The 15,435-nt window shown below is 68.7% G+C and carries 15 protein-coding genes and 1 tRNA gene; 5 read left to right on the forward strand and 11 right to left on the reverse strand.

Annotated features, from left to right (window positions below; genetic code table 11):
* Window positions 1–54: 54 nt before the first annotated feature.
* The 6 genes from glp to EU805_RS04640 are packed head-to-tail and all read right to left on the reverse strand — an operon-like array spanning window position 55 to window position 4,742.
* A complete protein-coding gene (gene glp / locus EU805_RS04615) occupies window positions 55–1,221 on the reverse strand; it encodes a gephyrin-like molybdotransferase Glp (RefSeq protein WP_129762795.1) in 1,167 nt (388 codons plus the stop codon).
* Window positions 1,218–1,691 carry a cyclic pyranopterin monophosphate synthase MoaC gene (gene moaC, locus EU805_RS04620; protein ID WP_129762796.1) on the reverse strand — a complete coding sequence of 158 codons (474 nt, stop codon included), beginning with the start codon at window positions 1,689–1,691 and terminating at the stop codon, window positions 1,218–1,220. The genes glp and moaC overlap by 4 nt, the downstream gene beginning before the upstream one ends.
* Window positions 1,692–1,693: 2 nt before the next feature.
* Window positions 1,694–2,506: an indole-3-glycerol phosphate synthase TrpC gene (gene trpC, locus EU805_RS04625; RefSeq protein ID WP_129762797.1), complete on the reverse strand. Its 813-nt coding sequence runs from the start codon at window positions 2,504–2,506 to the stop codon at window positions 1,694–1,696.
* On the reverse strand, window positions 2,487–3,155 hold the full coding sequence (locus tag EU805_RS04630) for a uracil-DNA glycosylase (RefSeq protein ID WP_129762798.1): 669 nt from the start codon (window positions 3,153–3,155) through the stop codon (window positions 2,487–2,489). The genes trpC and EU805_RS04630 overlap by 20 nt, the downstream gene beginning before the upstream one ends.
* On the reverse strand, window positions 3,139–4,152 hold the full coding sequence (gene trpD, locus EU805_RS04635) for an anthranilate phosphoribosyltransferase (protein WP_129762799.1): 1,014 nt from the start codon (window positions 4,150–4,152) through the stop codon (window positions 3,139–3,141). Before trpD ends, EU805_RS04630 begins: the two co-directional genes overlap by 17 nt.
* Window positions 4,149–4,742, reverse strand: coding sequence for an aminodeoxychorismate/anthranilate synthase component II (locus tag EU805_RS04640; protein WP_129762800.1), 594 nt, complete (start codon window positions 4,740–4,742; stop codon window positions 4,149–4,151). Before EU805_RS04640 ends, trpD begins: the two co-directional genes overlap by 4 nt.
* Window positions 4,743–4,887: 145 nt before the next feature.
* Between EU805_RS04640 and EU805_RS04645 the strand changes: the two genes are divergently transcribed.
* Window positions 4,888–6,990, forward strand: a complete 2,103-nt coding sequence (locus tag EU805_RS04645) for a divergent polysaccharide deacetylase family protein (protein ID WP_165351888.1) — start codon at window positions 4,888–4,890, stop codon at window positions 6,988–6,990.
* Window positions 6,991–7,111: 121 nt separating this feature from the next.
* Here the strand turns inward: EU805_RS04645 and trpE are convergent, their stop codons facing one another.
* The 5 genes from trpE to fabI all read right to left on the reverse strand — a co-directional run bounded on the left by trpE (window position 7,112) and on the right by fabI (window position 13,283).
* Window positions 7,112–8,623: an anthranilate synthase component I gene (gene trpE, locus EU805_RS04650; RefSeq protein ID WP_129762802.1), complete on the reverse strand. Its 1,512-nt coding sequence runs from the start codon at window positions 8,621–8,623 to the stop codon at window positions 7,112–7,114.
* Complete coding sequence (locus EU805_RS04655; RefSeq protein ID WP_129762803.1) at window positions 8,623–10,470, reverse strand: peptidyl-prolyl cis-trans isomerase; 1,848 nt, start codon at window positions 10,468–10,470, stop codon at window positions 8,623–8,625. Before EU805_RS04655 ends, trpE begins: the two co-directional genes overlap by 1 nt.
* Before the next feature lie 62 nt (window positions 10,471–10,532).
* Window positions 10,533–11,705, reverse strand: a complete 1,173-nt coding sequence (locus tag EU805_RS04660; protein ID WP_129762804.1) for an aminotransferase — start codon at window positions 11,703–11,705, stop codon at window positions 10,533–10,535.
* Window positions 11,706–11,857: 152 nt separating this feature from the next.
* Entirely contained in the window at window positions 11,858–12,379 is a 522-nt protein-coding gene (gpt, locus tag EU805_RS04665; RefSeq protein ID WP_129762805.1) for a xanthine phosphoribosyltransferase, read from the reverse strand.
* 97 nt (window positions 12,380–12,476) lie between these two features.
* Entirely contained in the window at window positions 12,477–13,283 is an 807-nt protein-coding gene (gene fabI / locus EU805_RS04670) for an enoyl-ACP reductase FabI (protein WP_129762806.1), read from the reverse strand.
* Between the two features lie 134 nt (window positions 13,284–13,417).
* On the opposite strand from fabI, the gene pdxH reads away from it, so the two are divergent.
* The 4 genes from pdxH (at window position 13,418) to EU805_RS04690 (ending at window position 15,189) form a co-directional block, all read left to right on the forward strand.
* Window positions 13,418–14,023: a pyridoxamine 5'-phosphate oxidase gene (gene pdxH / locus EU805_RS04675; RefSeq protein WP_129762807.1), complete on the forward strand. Its 606-nt coding sequence runs from the start codon at window positions 13,418–13,420 to the stop codon at window positions 14,021–14,023.
* Window positions 14,024–14,069: 46 nt separating this feature from the next.
* Window positions 14,070–14,603 (forward strand): cold-shock protein, encoded by a 534-nt coding sequence (locus EU805_RS04680; RefSeq protein ID WP_129762808.1) that lies wholly within the window; start codon window positions 14,070–14,072, stop codon window positions 14,601–14,603.
* Window positions 14,600–15,064, forward strand: a complete 465-nt coding sequence (locus EU805_RS04685; RefSeq protein WP_129762809.1) for a DUF192 domain-containing protein — start codon at window positions 14,600–14,602, stop codon at window positions 15,062–15,064. The genes EU805_RS04680 and EU805_RS04685 overlap by 4 nt, the downstream gene beginning before the upstream one ends.
* A gap of 48 nt (window positions 15,065–15,112) precedes the next feature.
* Window positions 15,113–15,189: transfer RNA gene (locus EU805_RS04690), tRNA-Pro, on the forward strand.
* Window positions 15,190–15,435: the final 246 nt, after the last annotated feature.

The raw sequence follows: 15,435 nt of genomic DNA on the forward strand, positions 1-15,435 counted from the left end.
GGGACAATCCTGTTCACCGGCGTTCTAGGTTCGTTCCCGGTTTGTGTCAACCCGTCACAGGTCTATCACCTCGATCGCCTCCCCCGCCTGCCGTGCGCGATCGCCCGGCGGTCGGACCGCGAGGGCGTTGGCTTGCGACAGGACCGATAGCAGCGCCGAGTCCTGGCGTTCGAATACGGTGACCCGGTCGCCCTCGACCTGCGCCCGCGCGTAATGTTCCCGTCCGCCGTTTGCGCCCACGGCGGCCGCGAGGGTGACTGGCCGTCGTGGCAGAGCTGCGGTTCCCAACCCCAGGAACGCCCGCAGCACCGGCCGCAGGAAGACATGACCGCAGACCATGGCCGAAACGGGGTTGCCAGGCAGACCGATCATCGCGGCGCGGCCCAGGCGCCCGGCCATCAGCGGTTTGCCCGGCCGCATCGCGACCTTGTAGAAGACGCGCTCCATCCCGGCGGTTTGGGCCGCCTGCGCCACGAGGTCGTGATCCCCCACCGACGCCCCGCCGATCGTGACGATCAGGTCCGCGTCGCGTGCAAGGTCGAGGCACAGGGCCAGGCTTTCGACCCGGTCGCGCGCGATGGGAAGCATCCGCACCTCGGCCCCCTGGGCCCGCAGGAGCGCGTCGAGCCCGTAGGAGTTGCTCGCGATGATCTGGTCGGGACCGGGATCCTCGCCGGGCTGCACCAGCTCGTCACCGGTGGCGATGAGGGCCACGACGGGACGGCGCACGACCGGCACGCGGGCCACGTTCATCGCCGCCAGAAGGGCAATGTCGGAGGGGGTGAGCTGGCGGGGGCCGGACAGCGTGTCGCCTGCGCGAAAATCGGTTCCTGCGGGGCGGATGTAGGGGCCGGGATCGAGATCGTCATGCAGGGTGATCGTATCGCCAGCGCGCGTCGTGTCCTCCTGGATCACGACCCGGTCGCAGCCTTCCGGAACGGGCGCGCCGGTGAAGATCCGCACGGCCTCCCCCGCGGCGACGGGCCCGGTGAAGCGGTGGCCCGCGGCGGATTCCCCGATCACGCGAAAGCGGGCCCGGGGCCGCGCGCCTGTCAGCGCGTAGCCATCCATCGCAGACGCCGGAAAGGGCGGCTGCGTGCGCGCGGCGGCGACGTCGCGGCTGAGCACCCGGCCCGCGGCCTCGCGCAAGGGCACGTCCTCGGACCCAAGCGGCGTCACCAGCGCGAAGAGCGCGTCCAGCGCCTGCGCGACAGGGATCATTCGGTCTCGAACCGGCCGGACTTGCCGCCGTACTTCAGCGTGACGCGGATGCCGTCGATGACCATGTCCTTCTGCACCGCCTTGAGCATGTCATGCACGGTAAGCGCCGCGACGGAGACCGCCGTCAACGCCTCCATCTCGACGCCGGTCTGGCCGGTGGTCTTGACGGTCGCCGCGATCCGCACGCCGGGCAGGGCGGGGTCCGGGGTCAGATCGACGGACACCTTGGTGATCGGCAGCGGGTGGCACAGCGGAATGAGGTCCGCGCAGCGCTTGGCGCCCATGATGCCCGCAAGCCTGGCGGTCCCCAGCACGTCGCCCTTCTTCGCGGTCCCTTCCATCACGAGGGTCAGCACGTCGGGCCGCATGGTGATCCGGCCTTCCGCCACCGCGATGCGGTCGGTCACCTGCTTGTCGGAGACGTCGACCATATGCGCGTGGCCCTGCGCGTCGAAATGCGACAGCGCCACCGCTAGAGGCCCGGCGTCGTCAGCGGGCTGGCGAGCAGCGCGCGGGTCGCGGCCTCGATGTCGGGCTGGCGCATCAGCGTCTCTCCGATCAGGAAGCTGCGCGCGCCCCAGCGGGCGAGGTCGGCCAGATCCTCCGGCGAGGCAAGCCCGCTTTCCGACACGATCGTGCGCCCGGCGGGCACGTGCTTGGACAGCTTGCGCGTCACGTCGAGCGATGTCTCGAAGGTGCGCAAGTCGCGGTTGTTGATCCCCAGAAGCTTCGCGTCCATCCGGGCCGCGCGATCGAGTTCCTCGCGGTCGTGCACCTCGACCAGAACGTCCATGCCCCACTCGAGAGCCGTTGCTTCCAATTCGGCAGCCTGGGTGTCGTCGACGCTGGCCAGGATGATCAGGATGCAGTCGGCCCCCCAGGCGCGGGCCTCGATCACCTGGTAGGGGTCGTAGAGGAAATCCTTGCGCAGCACCGGCAGGTCGCAGGCCTCGCGGGCCTGACCCAGGAATTCCGGGGCGCCCTGGAACGACGGGGTGTCGGTCAGGACCGACAGGCAGGCCGCGCCACCGGCCTCGTAGGCGCGGGCGATCTCCGCGGGGTCGAAGTCCTCGCGGATCAATCCCTTGGACGGGCTGGCCTTCTTGATTTCGGCGATGAGTGCGTAGCCTTCGGTCGAGGCGCGATGCAGGCTCTTGGCGAACCCGCGCGGGGCCGAGGCGTCGCGGGCGCGGCGCTCGATCTCGGCCAGCGGGACCTCCTCTTTCTGGGCGGCGACTTCCTCCAGCTTGTAGGCCTTGATGTCGTCAAGGATGTTCTGGCTCATCGGGGTCCGTCCAATCAATCGGGAGAATGCCTCGCGTTGTAAGCCAGCGGTTCACGGTTGAAAATGGGCGGCTGCCGAAAAACCCGCGGTGTGCCGAGAGGGGTGAGGGGTGGGCCGCCGTCAGCACGAGGTGATGCGCGGCCTGCGGCGCGAACTTCTGCGCGGGTCCACCCCACAGAAGAAAGGCGCGGGGCCGATCCTCCAGCCGTGCGATGACTTGCCGCACGAGCGCGTCCCATCCCAGCCGCGCGTGCGCCTTGGCGGCCCCTTGCGGCACGGAGAGCGCCGTGTTGAGCAACAACACCCCCTGGTCGGCCCAGTCGTCGAGGGACGTCACTTCACGCGTCACCTCAAGATCCGCGCGCAACTCCTTGAAGATGTTACCCAAGGAGTCCAGCCTTCCGCCGAAGCCCCGCGGGATCGAGAAGGCAAGCCCATCCGCCTTGCCCGGCGTGTGGTAGGGATCCTGCCCGAGGATCACGACGCGGACCGCCTCCGGAGGGCAGCGGCGCAGGGCCTCGAACATGCGCGCGGGCGGCGGGAAGACGGGCCGTGTCTCGGCGGCGAGGGCGGCCTTGATGCGGGGCCAATCCTCCTGCCAGAACGGCAGGTCTGCCCAGCCGTCCAGACCTTCAGGCGTTGGTGACACGGGCGAGCGCCTTGACGCAGGCGCGCGCGGCCCCGCTGTCGATGCTCAAGGCCGCCATGGCGGCCCCGTCACGCAGATCCTCTGCCTTGCCGGCGACCAGCAGGGCCGCCGCGGCGTTCAGCAGCACTGCATCGCGATAGGCGGAGGGCGTACCGCTCAGCAAGAGGCGGAAGGCCTCCGCGTTTTCTTCTGGCGTACCGCCGACGATGTCCTCGAAAGGATGCGCGGGCAGGCCCGCGTCTTGCGGCGTGACCTCGAACTCGGTGATCTCGCCGTCCTTGAGCGCCGCGACCCAGCTCTTGCCGGTGATCGTCAATTCGTCGGTCCCGTCGGAGCCGTGGCAGAGCCAGGCGGCCTCCGACCCCAGGGCCTTCAGGATCTCGGCCATTGGCCGGATCAGATCGCGGTCGAACGTGCCCGTCAGCTGGCGTTTCACGCCCGCGGGATTGGTCAGGGGACCGAGGATGTTGAAGATCGTCCGGGTCCCAAGCTCGGTGCGGACCGGGCCCACGTGGGCCATGGCCGGGTGATGCATCGGGGCCATCATGAAGCCGATCCCGACCTCACGCAGGGCGCGTTCCACCACCTCCGGCCCCACCATGACGTTGATCCCCATCGCGCCCTGCACGTCCGCCGTGCCGGACTTCGACGACAGGTTGCGGTTGCCGTGCTTTGCGACCGGCACGCCGGCCCCCGCCACGACGAAGGCCGTCGCGGTCGAGATGTTGAGCGTGTGCTTGCCGTCGCCTCCGGTGCCGACGATGTCCATCGCCCCTTCGGGCGCCCGCACGGGCAGGCATTTCGCGCGCATGACGGTGGCCGCGGCGGCGTATTCGTCGACCGTCTCGCCACGCGTGCGCAGCGCCATGAGCAGACCGCCGATCTGGCCGGGGGTCGCATCGCCTGCAAAGAGGATGCCGAAGGCCTGCTCGGCCTGAGCGCGGCTCAGGGGGCCTTGCGCCGCGGCGTGGATCAGCGGCTTGAGCGTGTCGCTCATGCCGCGGCCCGCGTCGCGACACCCGCGAGGTCGAGGAAATTGCGCAGCAGCGTGTGGCCGTGCTCAGAGCGGATCGATTCGGGGTGGAACTGCACCCCGTGGATCGGCAGGTCGCGATGCTGAAGCCCCATGATCGTGCCGTCCTCCAGCCGCGCCGTGACCTTCAGGCGGTCGGGCAGGGTGGCGGGATCGACCACCAGGCTGTGATAGCGGGTCGCCTGGAACGGGTTCGGCAGACCGGCGAAGATCCCGGTGCCGTCGTGATGCATGACGCCCATCTTGCCGTGCACGATGTCGCCCGCCCGCACGATCCGCCCGCCGAAGGCCTGGCCGATGCTCTGGTGTCCCAAACAGACCCCCAGCAAGGGCAGGCGCGCCTCGGCGGCGGCACGCGTCATGTCGAGGCAGATCCCGGCCCGATCGGGATCGCAGGGACCCGGCGACAGGACGATCGCCTGTGCCCCCATGGCCAGAGCCTCGGGCACGGTGACCTGGTCGTTGCGCCGCACCACGACCTCGGCGCCGAGATCGCCCAGGTAGTGCACGAGATTGTAGGTGAAACTGTCGTAATTATCGATCAGCAGGATCATCGCGGCTCCGGGCGGCAGGCAATTAGGGGCTACCGTCCGGGCTGCGCCGCGCGGTATAGTCGCTACCGATATGCGGTGGGACCCGGGCAGCCGTCAAGTGCTGCGCCCGGCGCACGACGGGCAAGCGGGCAAAGGATCGAGTGGTATGGCATTCCTCAAAGGGGCAGGCTGGGGATTGGTGGTCGGCGGGCTGACGGCGGCGATCACGTCGCTGATCGCGCCGCAGCCTGCCGGTCGGACACCCCCCGCGGCTCCACAGGTCGACGCGCCCGGCACAGCATCTGCGCCCCGGGTCGAGGCGGAAGGTGCGCCGGTCGCCCCGGCGACCGACAGCGCGGGCGGCGGTATGGCGCAAGGTCCCGACATGCCGGCCCCCGCCGCCGCGGGGGATGCGCCCGTTGCGGTGACCGAGACCGCCGATGCGCCGCCGGTCACGGTGCTGGACGACGGTCTCGACGCGCCTGCGCCCGACACCGGTACGCAGGTCGCCCCGGGGCCAGAGGCGCCGGTGCTGCCCAACCCGCAAAGCATGGCGCCCCGGGTGCCCACCGACGAAAGCGACGTCGAGATCCAGACCGACCCGCCCGCGCCTGTCGTGGTCGAAACCCCCGACACCGCCGAGATCGTCGTGATAGAGACCGTGCCCGTGGTCCCCTCCGACGAGAGTCCCGACGTGGTCGCATCAGGGGCGCCCGAACTTGATGCGGGGACCGCGTCCGAAACGGACCCGACCGCGGAACGCCCCGCACCCTCCGGCGCAGCCGTGAGCGGCCCGCAGACGTCCGACGCGCCGCGGGTCCCGTCGGACGCGCGTGATATCGCCGCGGGGCCGAACGCCGAGGCCTCGACACGGGTCCGGATCGATACGCCCGTGCGGGGATCGGCCGCGCGGACCGCCGATGCGCGCGTCGCCCCCCCCGACGCCGCCGCACCGTCAGAGCGCGCGGACGAGAGCACCACCACCGATACGCCCGATGGCATGTCCTCTTCCGCCAGTCGCAGCGATCTCGCCAATCCATCACCGGTCCGCCAAGAGGCCGAAGGCGAAGGCGAAGTCGAAGAGAACCCGGACGCCCCCATGTCCTTCGACGCCCCGGACGTCGCCGCAGGCGATACCCCGGACCCGATGACCGCTCCGGTCGAAGGCGGCGCCGATGCCGACCGGCCGGCGGACACGGCTTCCGATGAGGCCCCGTCCAGCGTCGTGGTGGACCAGCCGGAACCGATGCCTGCGCCGCGTTCCAGCACCGCCAACGAGGATGAGGGGCCGCGGTTCGACAGCTCCTCTGACGCGGCGTCCGACACGACGCCGGCCGACATGTCGGAAAGGGATACCGCGCCCGACTCCGAAACACCGAGGCCGCCCCGCGCCGCCGCGCCGGAGCAGACCGTCGTCATCGTCCCGCCGGAGACGCCGACGGTCGTGACACGGCCCGCCGAACGATCCGCACCTCAGACGTCCGGCACGCAGGCCGATCCACAGACCGGTGTCATCGTTCGTCGCCCCGCGCTGGACTCCACGAGGGAGGACGAAGCGGCTTCGCAGGTCACCACAGTCGAGCCCGAGGATCCGCCCGCCATCGAGGCCTACGCCGCCTTCCATGACGGCGCGATGGGCCTGCCGCTGATGTCGGTGGTTCTGATCGACGACGGATCGCTGCCCGACGGCCCGCGCGCCCTGGCAGATATCCCCTTCGCGGTGACCGTGGCGCTCGACCCCGCGGCACCCGACGCGGGCGCCCGGATGCAGGCCTACCGCGACGAGGGCTTCGAGGTCGCGGCGCTGGCCAAGCTGCCGGAGGGCGGCACCGCACAGGACGTGGCCGTGGCGCTGGAGGGGACCTTTACCGCCTTGCCCGAAACCGTGGCGCTCGTCGCAGCCCAAGGTGCGCGACTGGGCCGATCCGATCCCGCGACCGAACGGGTGGCACGGGTCCTGGCCGAAGAGGGGCGCGGGTTGCTGGCGCTCGAAGACGGATTGAACGGCGCGCTCGGGGTTGCGCGCGGGACCGGCGTGCCTGCCTTGCCGATCTACCGTGACCTGCGCGAGGTGGAGCAGAACGCGCGCACCCTGCGCCGTTTCGTGGATCAGGCCGCGTTCCGGGCCGGACAGCAAGACGGGGTGGTGGTGATCGCGGACCTGACCCCCGACGTGCTGTCCGCCCTGATCCTGTGGGGGACGGCGAACCGGGCGGAGCAGGTGTCGCTGGCGCCGCTCTCGGCCACGTTGCAGGCCGAAGGGCACTGAGCGCCGGGTGACCGGCGTCCGTTTCGTCTAAACGGCTGCCTTGTCGTCGGACCTCAAACCTGAACCCTCGCCAGCGGGGCCATCCGTTCGATGCCCGCTCCGTCGCCATGGCTGCGTCGGATCAGCCGTTGTTGCCGCCGCTGCCGAACATGGCGGCATCCGCGGCGGCCTTGCGGATCGCGTTGGACTTGTGGACGGTTTCCTGGAACTCGGCCTCTGGGTCGCTGTCGTAGACCACGCCGCCGCCCGCCTGGATGTAGAGCGACCGGTCCTTCAGCACCGCCGTGCGCAGGGCGATGCACATGTCCATGTCGCCGTTCGCGCTGAAATACCCCACGCCGCCGCCGTAGACGCCGCGTTTCTCGGGTTCCAGCTCGTCGATGATCTCCATCGCGCGCACCTTCGGCGCGCCGGACACGGTGCCCGCCGGCATGCCCGCAAAGAAGGCGGACAGCGCATCCTGGTCCTCTGCCAACTCGCCCACCACGTTCGAGACGATGTGCATCACGTGGCTGTAGTATTCGACCTTGAACTCTTCCGTCGGGCGGACGGTGCCGATGCGGCTGACCTTGCCGGTGTCGTTGCGGCCCAGATCGAGCAGCATCAGGTGCTCTGCCAGCTCCTTCTCGTCGGCCATCAGGGAGGCCTCGTTCGCGGCGTCCTCCTCGGGGGTGGCGCCCCGGGGCCGGGTGCCCGCGATGGGGCGGATCGTGACGCGGCTGCCCGTCACCTGCACGAGGATCTCGGGGCTGGCGCCGACCACCTGGTAGCCGCCGAAGTTGAAGTAGAACATGTAGGGCGAGGGATTCGTGCGACGCAGACTGCGGTAGAGCGCGAAGGGTGGTTCGTTGAAATCCTGCCGCCAGCGCTGCGAGGGCACCACCTGGAAGATGTCGCCCGCCCGGATGTAGTCCTTGGCCCGCGCCACCGCGGATAGATAGCCATCATGCGTGAAGTTCGACACCGGCGCGGCGGCTGGAGAGGCGTCATGCAAGGCGCGCTGGTGCGGCAGGCTGCGGGACAGGGCGCGTTCAGCGTCCATCACGCGCTCCGCCGCCTGGGCATAGGCCGCGCGCGCGGTGAGCGTGCCGTCGGCCCAGGCGGGGGCCACGAGGATCACGTCGCCCTTCACGCCGTCCAGCACCGCCATGACCGTGGGACGCAGCATCACCGCGTCGGGCAGGCCAAGCGGGTCTGGATTGACGTTCGGCAAGCGTTCGACCAGCCGGATCATGTCGTAGCCCAGGTAGCCGAACAGCCCCGCGCAGGCCCCCGGCAGGTCGGCGGGCAGGTCGATGCGGCTTTCCGCGATCAGCGCGCGCAGGGCCGATAGCGGATCGGTGGCATCCGGGGCGAAGGCCGCGTCGTCGTAGCGGGCCGCGCGGTTGGTCCGGCTGGTCGTGCCGCGGCATTCCCAGATCAGGTCGGGGTTCATCCCGACCATGGAATAGCGCCCGCGCACCTCTCCACCCGTGACGCTTTCCAGCATGAAGGTGTTCCGGCCCGCATCCCCCAGCTTCAGCATCAGTGACACGGGCGTGTCGAGGTCGGCCGCAAGGCGGGTCCAGACCACCTGGTTGCGGCCCGCGTCGAAGCCTTCCGCGAAACTCTCGAAGTCGGGCAGCATCGCCATCAGTTCATCTGCGCGTTGACCGCGTTCACCGCAGCCTGGTCGATCACCACGTCGGTCCGCGCGCGCACGCGGTCGGCGTAGGCGGCATAGAGATCCTGCGCGAGGCCCGCGTTCACCTGCTCGGTGATGGACTGCGCCTGCGCGGACATGCGCTCGCTGTCGGTGTCGGCCTCCGTCACCTGGTCCAGCCGCACGATCACCGCCCCGTCGGAGGTCGGCAGGGCGCGTACCTCGTCGGGCTGCATCTCGAAGACGGTCTGCATGAAGTCCTGCGGCGTGCCTTCGACGAAACTGCCGCGCGTCAGGCCGGTCTGCGTGAGTGGCTCCAGCCCCAGCGTGGCGAGGTCGGTCTCTGCGGTAATTTCTCCGGCCAGCTCCTCGGCGCGGTCGATGATCGCCTGCCGCTCGGCCTCGGCGCGCCAGGCCTGGCCCAGCTCTTCGCGGACCTGCGGGATGGGGCGCAGTTCGGGCGGGGTGACCGCGTCGAGGCGCAGGGCGAAGATGCCGCCGTCCTCAAGCTCCATCAGCTCGGGGTAGGCGCCCTGTTCGGCCTCCTGGATGGCGGTGCGGAAGTTTTCGTAGGCGGCGGGCCCTTCGGTGCTGTCGACGCTGAAGCTGGCGGAATCAAGCGTCAGCTCCGTGCGGTCGGCCAGGTCCTCCAGCGCGGCCCCGCCGGCGATGAGGTCGTTGATCTGCTCGGCGCTTTGGTTGATGACCCGGCGCGCCTGATCGGTCGCCAACTCCTGGCGCAACGCAGGGGCGGCTTCCTCGAGCGGGGTCTCCTCGGCGGCCAGAACGGCGTTCACGCGGAAGAGCGCGGGGCCCAGCGAGGTTTCGACCGGGCCCGCCACGTCGCCGGGTTCGGCGGCGAAGACGGTCTCTCCGGCGGGGCCCAGATCGTCGATCGCCACGTCGCCCAGGTCGACCTGCGACAGGGTCAAGCCACGCTCCTCGACGAGCGCGTCGAAGGTCGTCTCGCCCGCGTCGAGGGCGGTGCGCGCGGCCTCCGCCGCCTCCGCGTCGGACAGGACCAGCCGTTCGACCAGGCGCCGCTCGGGTTGCTGGAACTCCTCGATCCGCTGCTCGTAGAGCGCTTCGACCTGCGCGTCGTCGATCTCGACCTCGTCGGCAAGCATGGCGGGCGTCAGCATGACGTAGGTGATCTGGCGCATCTCGGGGGCGGTGAAGAGATCGGGGTTCTCTTCGTAGAAGCTGCGCAGATCGTTCGCGGACGGGCCGCGCACGGGGGCCGTCAAGTCGTCGGCGGTGACGGGGGCCAGCACCAGGTCGCGGGTCTCGCCCAGGAAGGACACCAGCGTGTCGGTATAGACGGACGGCATGTCGACTCCGCCGATCACGGCCCCCTGCAGCAGGGTCCGGGCGATGTCGGCGCGCAAGGTGTCCTCGTAGTCGGCTTCGGTGAAACCCGCGTTGGACAGCGCCCGGCGATAGGTCTCGCGGTCGAAGCTGCCGGAGAGGTTCTGGAAGGTGGGGGTGGCCACGACCTCGTCGGCCACGCGCGCATCGCCAATGGACAGCCCGAGGCGTGCGGCTTCGTTGTCGAGCGTGGCCTGCGTGACCACCTGGCCCAGCACCTGCCGATCAAGACCGGCCTGCTGCGCCTGCTGGAACGGCACCCGCGATCCGGTCTGCGCCTCGAGGCTGCGCAACTGGTCGTTGAGTGCCGCGGTATAGGCGTTCAGCCGGATCTCGGTGTCGCCCGCCATGCCGAGGCGCTGGACCGACCCGGAGAAGCCCCCGGTGCCGAAGCCCAGGAGACCCACGAACAGCAGGATCAGGATGACCCAGACGGAAAACCGGGTGCTCTTCTTCTTCGTCTCGGCCATGCTCGGATCCCCCGCAAAACGCTTCGCGCTTCAATATGAGGCCGGGGGCGAGGGTGCAAGGGTCAGGGGGAGATCCGCGCCAGCCGGTCGAACAATTCCCCGATGGCCGCCCGGTCCACGTTGGCGAAGGCGATGCGCAACTCGGAGGCACCCGCGGGATCGCCCGCGGGACGGAACATGGTGCCCGGCAGACACAGGATCGAGGCATGGCGCACCAGCCAGGGCGCAAGCTCGTCCGAGGGCATGTCGTGGGGATGACGCAGATAGGCGAAATAGGCGCCGCAACCCAGCAGCTTCCAGCCCTTGGCGGCAAGCTTCGGGAAATGCGCCTCGATGGCCGCGCGGCGGTCGAGGATCTCGCACCGTTCGCCGGCCAGCCAGTCCGACAGGTTCCGCATGCCCCAAAGCGCGGCGCGCTGGCCCAGCTGGTTGGGACAGATCGCTACGGTGTCGAGGAATTTCTCGACCTCCGTCAGCCGCGCGGGAGAGGCGAGGATCGCCCCCACGCGGTGCCCCGTCAGGCGGTAGGCTTTGGAGAAGGAGTAGAGCTGGATCAGCGTGTCGTCCCAGGCGTCCTCGAAAAGACGATGCGGCGCGCCGTCGCGCGCGTCGAAGTCGCGGTAGGTCTCATCCACGATCAATGCGATACCCCGCGCGCGGCAGAGGTCGCGGAAAGCGGTCAGCGTGGGGGCGGGATATTCGACACCGCCGGGATTGTTGGGGCTGACGAGTGCGATCGCACGGGTGCGGTCGGTGATCAACGCGGCGGCGTCCTCCGCCCGCGGGATCAGCCCGGGCCCGGCTGGAAGCGGCACGGTACGCACGCCGGAGATGTCGAGCCACATGGCGTGGTTGAAGTAATAGGGCACCGGCAGGATCACCTCGTCCCCGTCGGCGCAGAGCGTGGCGATCGCGGCCGTGAAGGCCTGGTTGCAGCCGGAGGTGATGGCCACCTGGGCGGCCTCCACCGACCCGCCGTAGGCCTGCGACCACTGCGCCGCGATTTCCGCGCGCAACTCGGGCAGGCCCAGGACCGGCCCGTAGAGATGCGCGCCCGCATCCTCCATCACGATGCGCGCCATCTCGGCGCGCAAGGGCTCGGGCGGTGGGTCGACGGGGGCGGCCTGGCTTACGTTCAAAAGCGGGCGATCGGCGGGATGGCTTATCCCGTCGAGCCAGCGGCGGGCCTCCATCACCGGTGGCGAGAAGGTCTGCATCGTGCGCGGCTGTGACATGAAGCTTTCCCAAAGGAGCGGCTGCGCCGCATTCGATTCCATTTCCGGGGGGCTGTCTGCCCCCCGAAGACCCCCTGAGAGTTTGTCCAGCCAGATGAAGAGGGGCGGGCTTCATCTGGCCGGATAAACTCCCGCCGGAGGCTCCCGTCCTCTCAATCGCGTCCGCGGTAGGGTTCGACGTATTGCAGCGCCATGTCCCAGGGGAAGAAGATCCAGGTGTCCTGGCTTACTTCGGTGATGAAGGTGTCCACCTGGGCACGCCCCTTGGGCTTGGCGTAGACGGTGGCGAAATGCGCCTTGGGATACATCTCGCGCACGAGCTCCAGGGTCCGACCCGAATCCACAAGGTCGTCGACGATCAGGATGCCGGTGCCGTCGCCCATCATCTGCGCATCTGGCGTCTTCAGGACGGTGGCTTCGGATTGCGCCTGGTTGTCGTAGGATTTCACGCTGATGGTGTCGACGGTGCGGATGTCGAGCTCTCGCGCCACGATCATCGCGGGGGCCATGCCGCCGCGGGTGATGGCGACGATGGCCGACCAGCCGCCGCCCTTGTCGCCTTGCTCTCCATCCGGGCCGAGCCCGTCCAGTCTCCAGGCCAGCGCACGGCTGTCGCGGTGGATCTGGTCCCAGCTGATGTGGAATCCCTTTTCGTGGGGAAGGCGGTCGGCCATGAAGCGTCCTTTCAGGTCAGGGCGGGGGGCTGGCAAAGAGCGGCGGGATCGCGGCGCGAGAGGTGGATCGTCCGGGCCGGGACAAGCGCCGCGCGTGTCATTCCTTGCTGATATCGGGGGCGTCGACCGCCTTCATTCCGACGACGTGGTACCCCGCGTCGACGTGCAGCACCTCCCCGGTCACCGCCGAGCCGAGGTCGGAGAGCAGGTAGAGCGCGGATTTGCCGACTTCCTCCTGGGTGACGGTGCGGCGCAGGGGCGAATTGTACTCGTTCCATTTCATGATCAGTCGGAAGTCGCCGATGCCGGAGGCAGCCAGCGTCTTGATCGTGCCCGCGCTGATGGCGTTGACGCGGATGCCGTCCTTGCCCAGATCCTCGGCGAGGTAACGCACGGAGGCCTCCAGCGCCGCCTTGGCCACGCCCATGACGTTGTAATGCGGCATGACCTTCTCGGCCCCGTAATAGGTCAGCGTCAGGGCCGAGCCGCCGTTCGTCATCATCTTCTCCGCGCGCTGGACCACGGCGGTGAACGAGTAGACCGAGATATCCATCGAGGTCAGGAAGTTCTGGCGGCTGGTGTCGACGTAACGGCCGCGCAGCTCGGTCTTGTCGGAAAAGCCGATGGCGTGGACGATGAAGTCCATGCTGTCCCAGCGGTCCTGCAATGCGCCGAACATCGCGTCCACGCTGTCCATGTCGCCCACGTCGCAGGGCAGCACGATGTCGGAGCCCAATTGCTCTGCCAGCGGGCCCACGCGCTTCTTCAGCGCCTCGCCCTGGTAGGAAAAGGCGAGTTCGGCCCCGGCGTCCGACAGCGCCTTCGCGATGCCCCAGGCGATCGACTTGTCGTTGGCCAACCCCATGATCAGCCCGCGTTTTCCGGCCATCAACTGCGCTGTCATGGTAGGACCTCTCGTATGCCTCATTCCGCTCAGAACCGTCTAAGCGATCCGGCGGGGCTGGACAAGCGTGGCGAAAGCAGGCTTTGAATACCCCGCGACCGCGCGTGTTCATACGTGCGAGGAAAGGACGGACCGTGCCCGACCGAGGCGACATCTTTGCTGGCGACGACCCCTTCGACATCGCCCGGCGGTGGCTGGAAGAGGCCTCGGCGACGGAACCCAACGACCCCAACGCGATCGCCTTGGCCAGCGTGGACGCGGACGGTCTGCCGAACGTGCGGATCGTGCTGCTCAAGGAGATCGAGCCCGCGGCCTTCGTGTTCTATACCAACTACGAGAGCGCAAAGGGCACCGAGTTGCAGGCCAGCGGCAAGGCCGCATTCGTCCTGCACTGGAAGACCCTGCGCCGGCAGATCCGCGTGCGCGGGACCGTGTCCCGCGAGGATGGCCCGCAGGCGGATGCCTACTATCGCAGCCGTGCGCTCGACAGCCGGATCGGGGCCTGGGCCTCGGCCCAGTCGCGCCCGCTGGGGTCGCGCGCGGACCTGATGGAACAAGTCGAAGCCGCACGCCGCGCGCAGGGCGACGATCCCCGGCGTCCGCCGTTCTGGGGCGGATTTCGCATCGTGCCCACGGAAGTGGAATTCTGGGCCGATGGGGCCCATCGCCTGCACGATCGCTTCCGTTGGACCCGCGCCGACGCGGGGGCAGGGTGGACCATCACCCGTCTTTCGCCATAAGAGGGATGATCGGTCAACTAGAGGCTGCTGACAGGAACACTTTACAATGAGTCAAAGGACGACATCCGAAACCGGTGAACGGGTCGAAGGCGTCGTTAAATGGTTCGACACATCCAAGGGCTACGGCTTCGTGCTGCGCGAAGACGGCGGTCCGGATGTTCTTTTACATGGCAACGTGCTGCGAAACTTCGGCCAGACCTCGGTCGCAGACGGAAGCCGCATCATTCTTCATGCGATCGAAACACCGCGCGGCCGCCAGGCTGGCCGGATCGAGGCGATCTATCCCCCCGAGAGCACCCATGCCGTGCCGCTCGAGGACCAGACGGAACTGACGCCCGGGGACCTCGAGCGGCTCGAACCTCTGCCTGCGCGAATCAAGTGGTTCGATCGCGCAAAGGGCTTCGGCTTCGCCAATGCCTACGGGGCGCGCGACGATATCTTCCTTCATGCCGAAGTGTTGCGCGCCGCGGGTCTTGCGGAAATGACCACCGGTGAGGCATTGGTGATCCGCGTCGTCGAAGGCGCCAGAGGCCGCGTCGCGGTCCAGATCCTGCCATGGGACCATGAGGGCATATCATGAAATTCGCGCTGACCGTCACCCTGACATCGTCTTTGCTGGCGACCACGGCTCAGGCCGCCTGCGCGCCGGACGTGGTTACGGTGCAGGGCGACTTCGGACGGGCGCGCTTCAGCGTCGACGTGGCCGACACAGAGGCGGCCCGCGCCAAGGGTCTGATGTACGTCGAGGAGATGGGCACCTTCGAAGGCATGCTCTTCGTCTACGACGCGCCGCGTCCGGCCAGCTTCTGGATGCGCAATACGCTGATCCCGCTCGACATGATCTTCGCCGAGGCGGACGGCACCATCGCGAACATCCACGCGGAGGCGATTCCCCTCGACGAGACACCGATCTTCGGCGGCGAGGCGATCGCCTACGTGCTGGAAGTCAACGGCGGCCTGGCGGAGCGTCTGGGCATCGCACCCGGCGACGTGCTCCAACATCCCGCCATCGGACCCGATCCCGCCGCCCCCTGCGAGTGAATTCGGGCTTTCCAAGCGCGCGCGCTTTGCCTAAACGGGGCCATGGTCCGGGGCGTAGCGCAGCCTGGTAGCGCATCTGTTTTGGGAACAGAGGGTCGGGAGTTCGAATCTCTCCGCCCCGACCATCCACCTCATCGCTCTCTTCTCGTGTCGTGCCGGGCAGTGTCTTGCCGCGATCGGCAGCGGGCTGCCTATGGTTTGGGCACCACCACAGGTGGTGTGTTGCAGGTAAGCACTCCACCATTTCTGGTGAGCTTAGACGCCGCTCACCCGTTCGAAGCGACGCGATCCCGGTGGATGTCTTGACGTTCCGTTTACAGGCTCTTGATGCGCAAGGGACTTTTCCGATCGCTCCCGGTGGACTTGTCTGG

Origin of the sequence: Salipiger sp. IMCC34102 (assembly GCF_004145405.1) — a bacterium.
In the GTDB taxonomy this organism is placed as follows: domain Bacteria; phylum Pseudomonadota; class Alphaproteobacteria; order Rhodobacterales; family Rhodobacteraceae; genus Loktanella.

Excerpts from the sequence above, each read along its gene's own strand:
- glp (WP_129762795.1), bottom strand. The coding sequence starts at position 1,221 with ATGATCCCTGTCGCGCAGGCGCTGGACGCGCTCTTCGCGCTGGTGACG.
- trpC (WP_129762797.1), bottom strand. The coding sequence starts at position 2,506 with ATGAGCCAGAACATCCTTGACGACATCAAGGCCTACAAGCTGGAGGAA.
- trpD (WP_129762799.1), bottom strand. The coding sequence starts at position 4,152 with ATGAGCGACACGCTCAAGCCGCTGATCCACGCCGCGGCGCAAGGCCCC.
- EU805_RS04640 (WP_129762800.1), bottom strand. The coding sequence starts at position 4,742 with ATGATCCTGCTGATCGATAATTACGACAGTTTCACCTACAATCTCGTG.
- EU805_RS04645 (WP_165351888.1), top strand. The coding sequence starts at position 4,888 with ATGGCATTCCTCAAAGGGGCAGGCTGGGGATTGGTGGTCGGCGGGCTG.
- trpE (WP_129762802.1), bottom strand. The coding sequence starts at position 8,623 with ATGGCGATGCTGCCCGACTTCGAGAGTTTCGCGGAAGGCTTCGACGCG.
- EU805_RS04655 (WP_129762803.1), bottom strand. The coding sequence starts at position 10,470 with ATGGCCGAGACGAAGAAGAAGAGCACCCGGTTTTCCGTCTGGGTCATC.
- EU805_RS04660 (WP_129762804.1), bottom strand. The coding sequence starts at position 11,705 with ATGTCACAGCCGCGCACGATGCAGACCTTCTCGCCACCGGTGATGGAG.
- gpt (WP_129762805.1), bottom strand. The coding sequence starts at position 12,379 with ATGGCCGACCGCCTTCCCCACGAAAAGGGATTCCACATCAGCTGGGAC.
- fabI (WP_129762806.1), bottom strand. The coding sequence starts at position 13,283 with ATGACAGCGCAGTTGATGGCCGGAAAACGCGGGCTGATCATGGGGTTG.
- EU805_RS04680 (WP_129762808.1), top strand. The coding sequence starts at position 14,070 with ATGAGTCAAAGGACGACATCCGAAACCGGTGAACGGGTCGAAGGCGTC.
- EU805_RS04685 (WP_129762809.1), top strand. The coding sequence starts at position 14,600 with ATGAAATTCGCGCTGACCGTCACCCTGACATCGTCTTTGCTGGCGACC.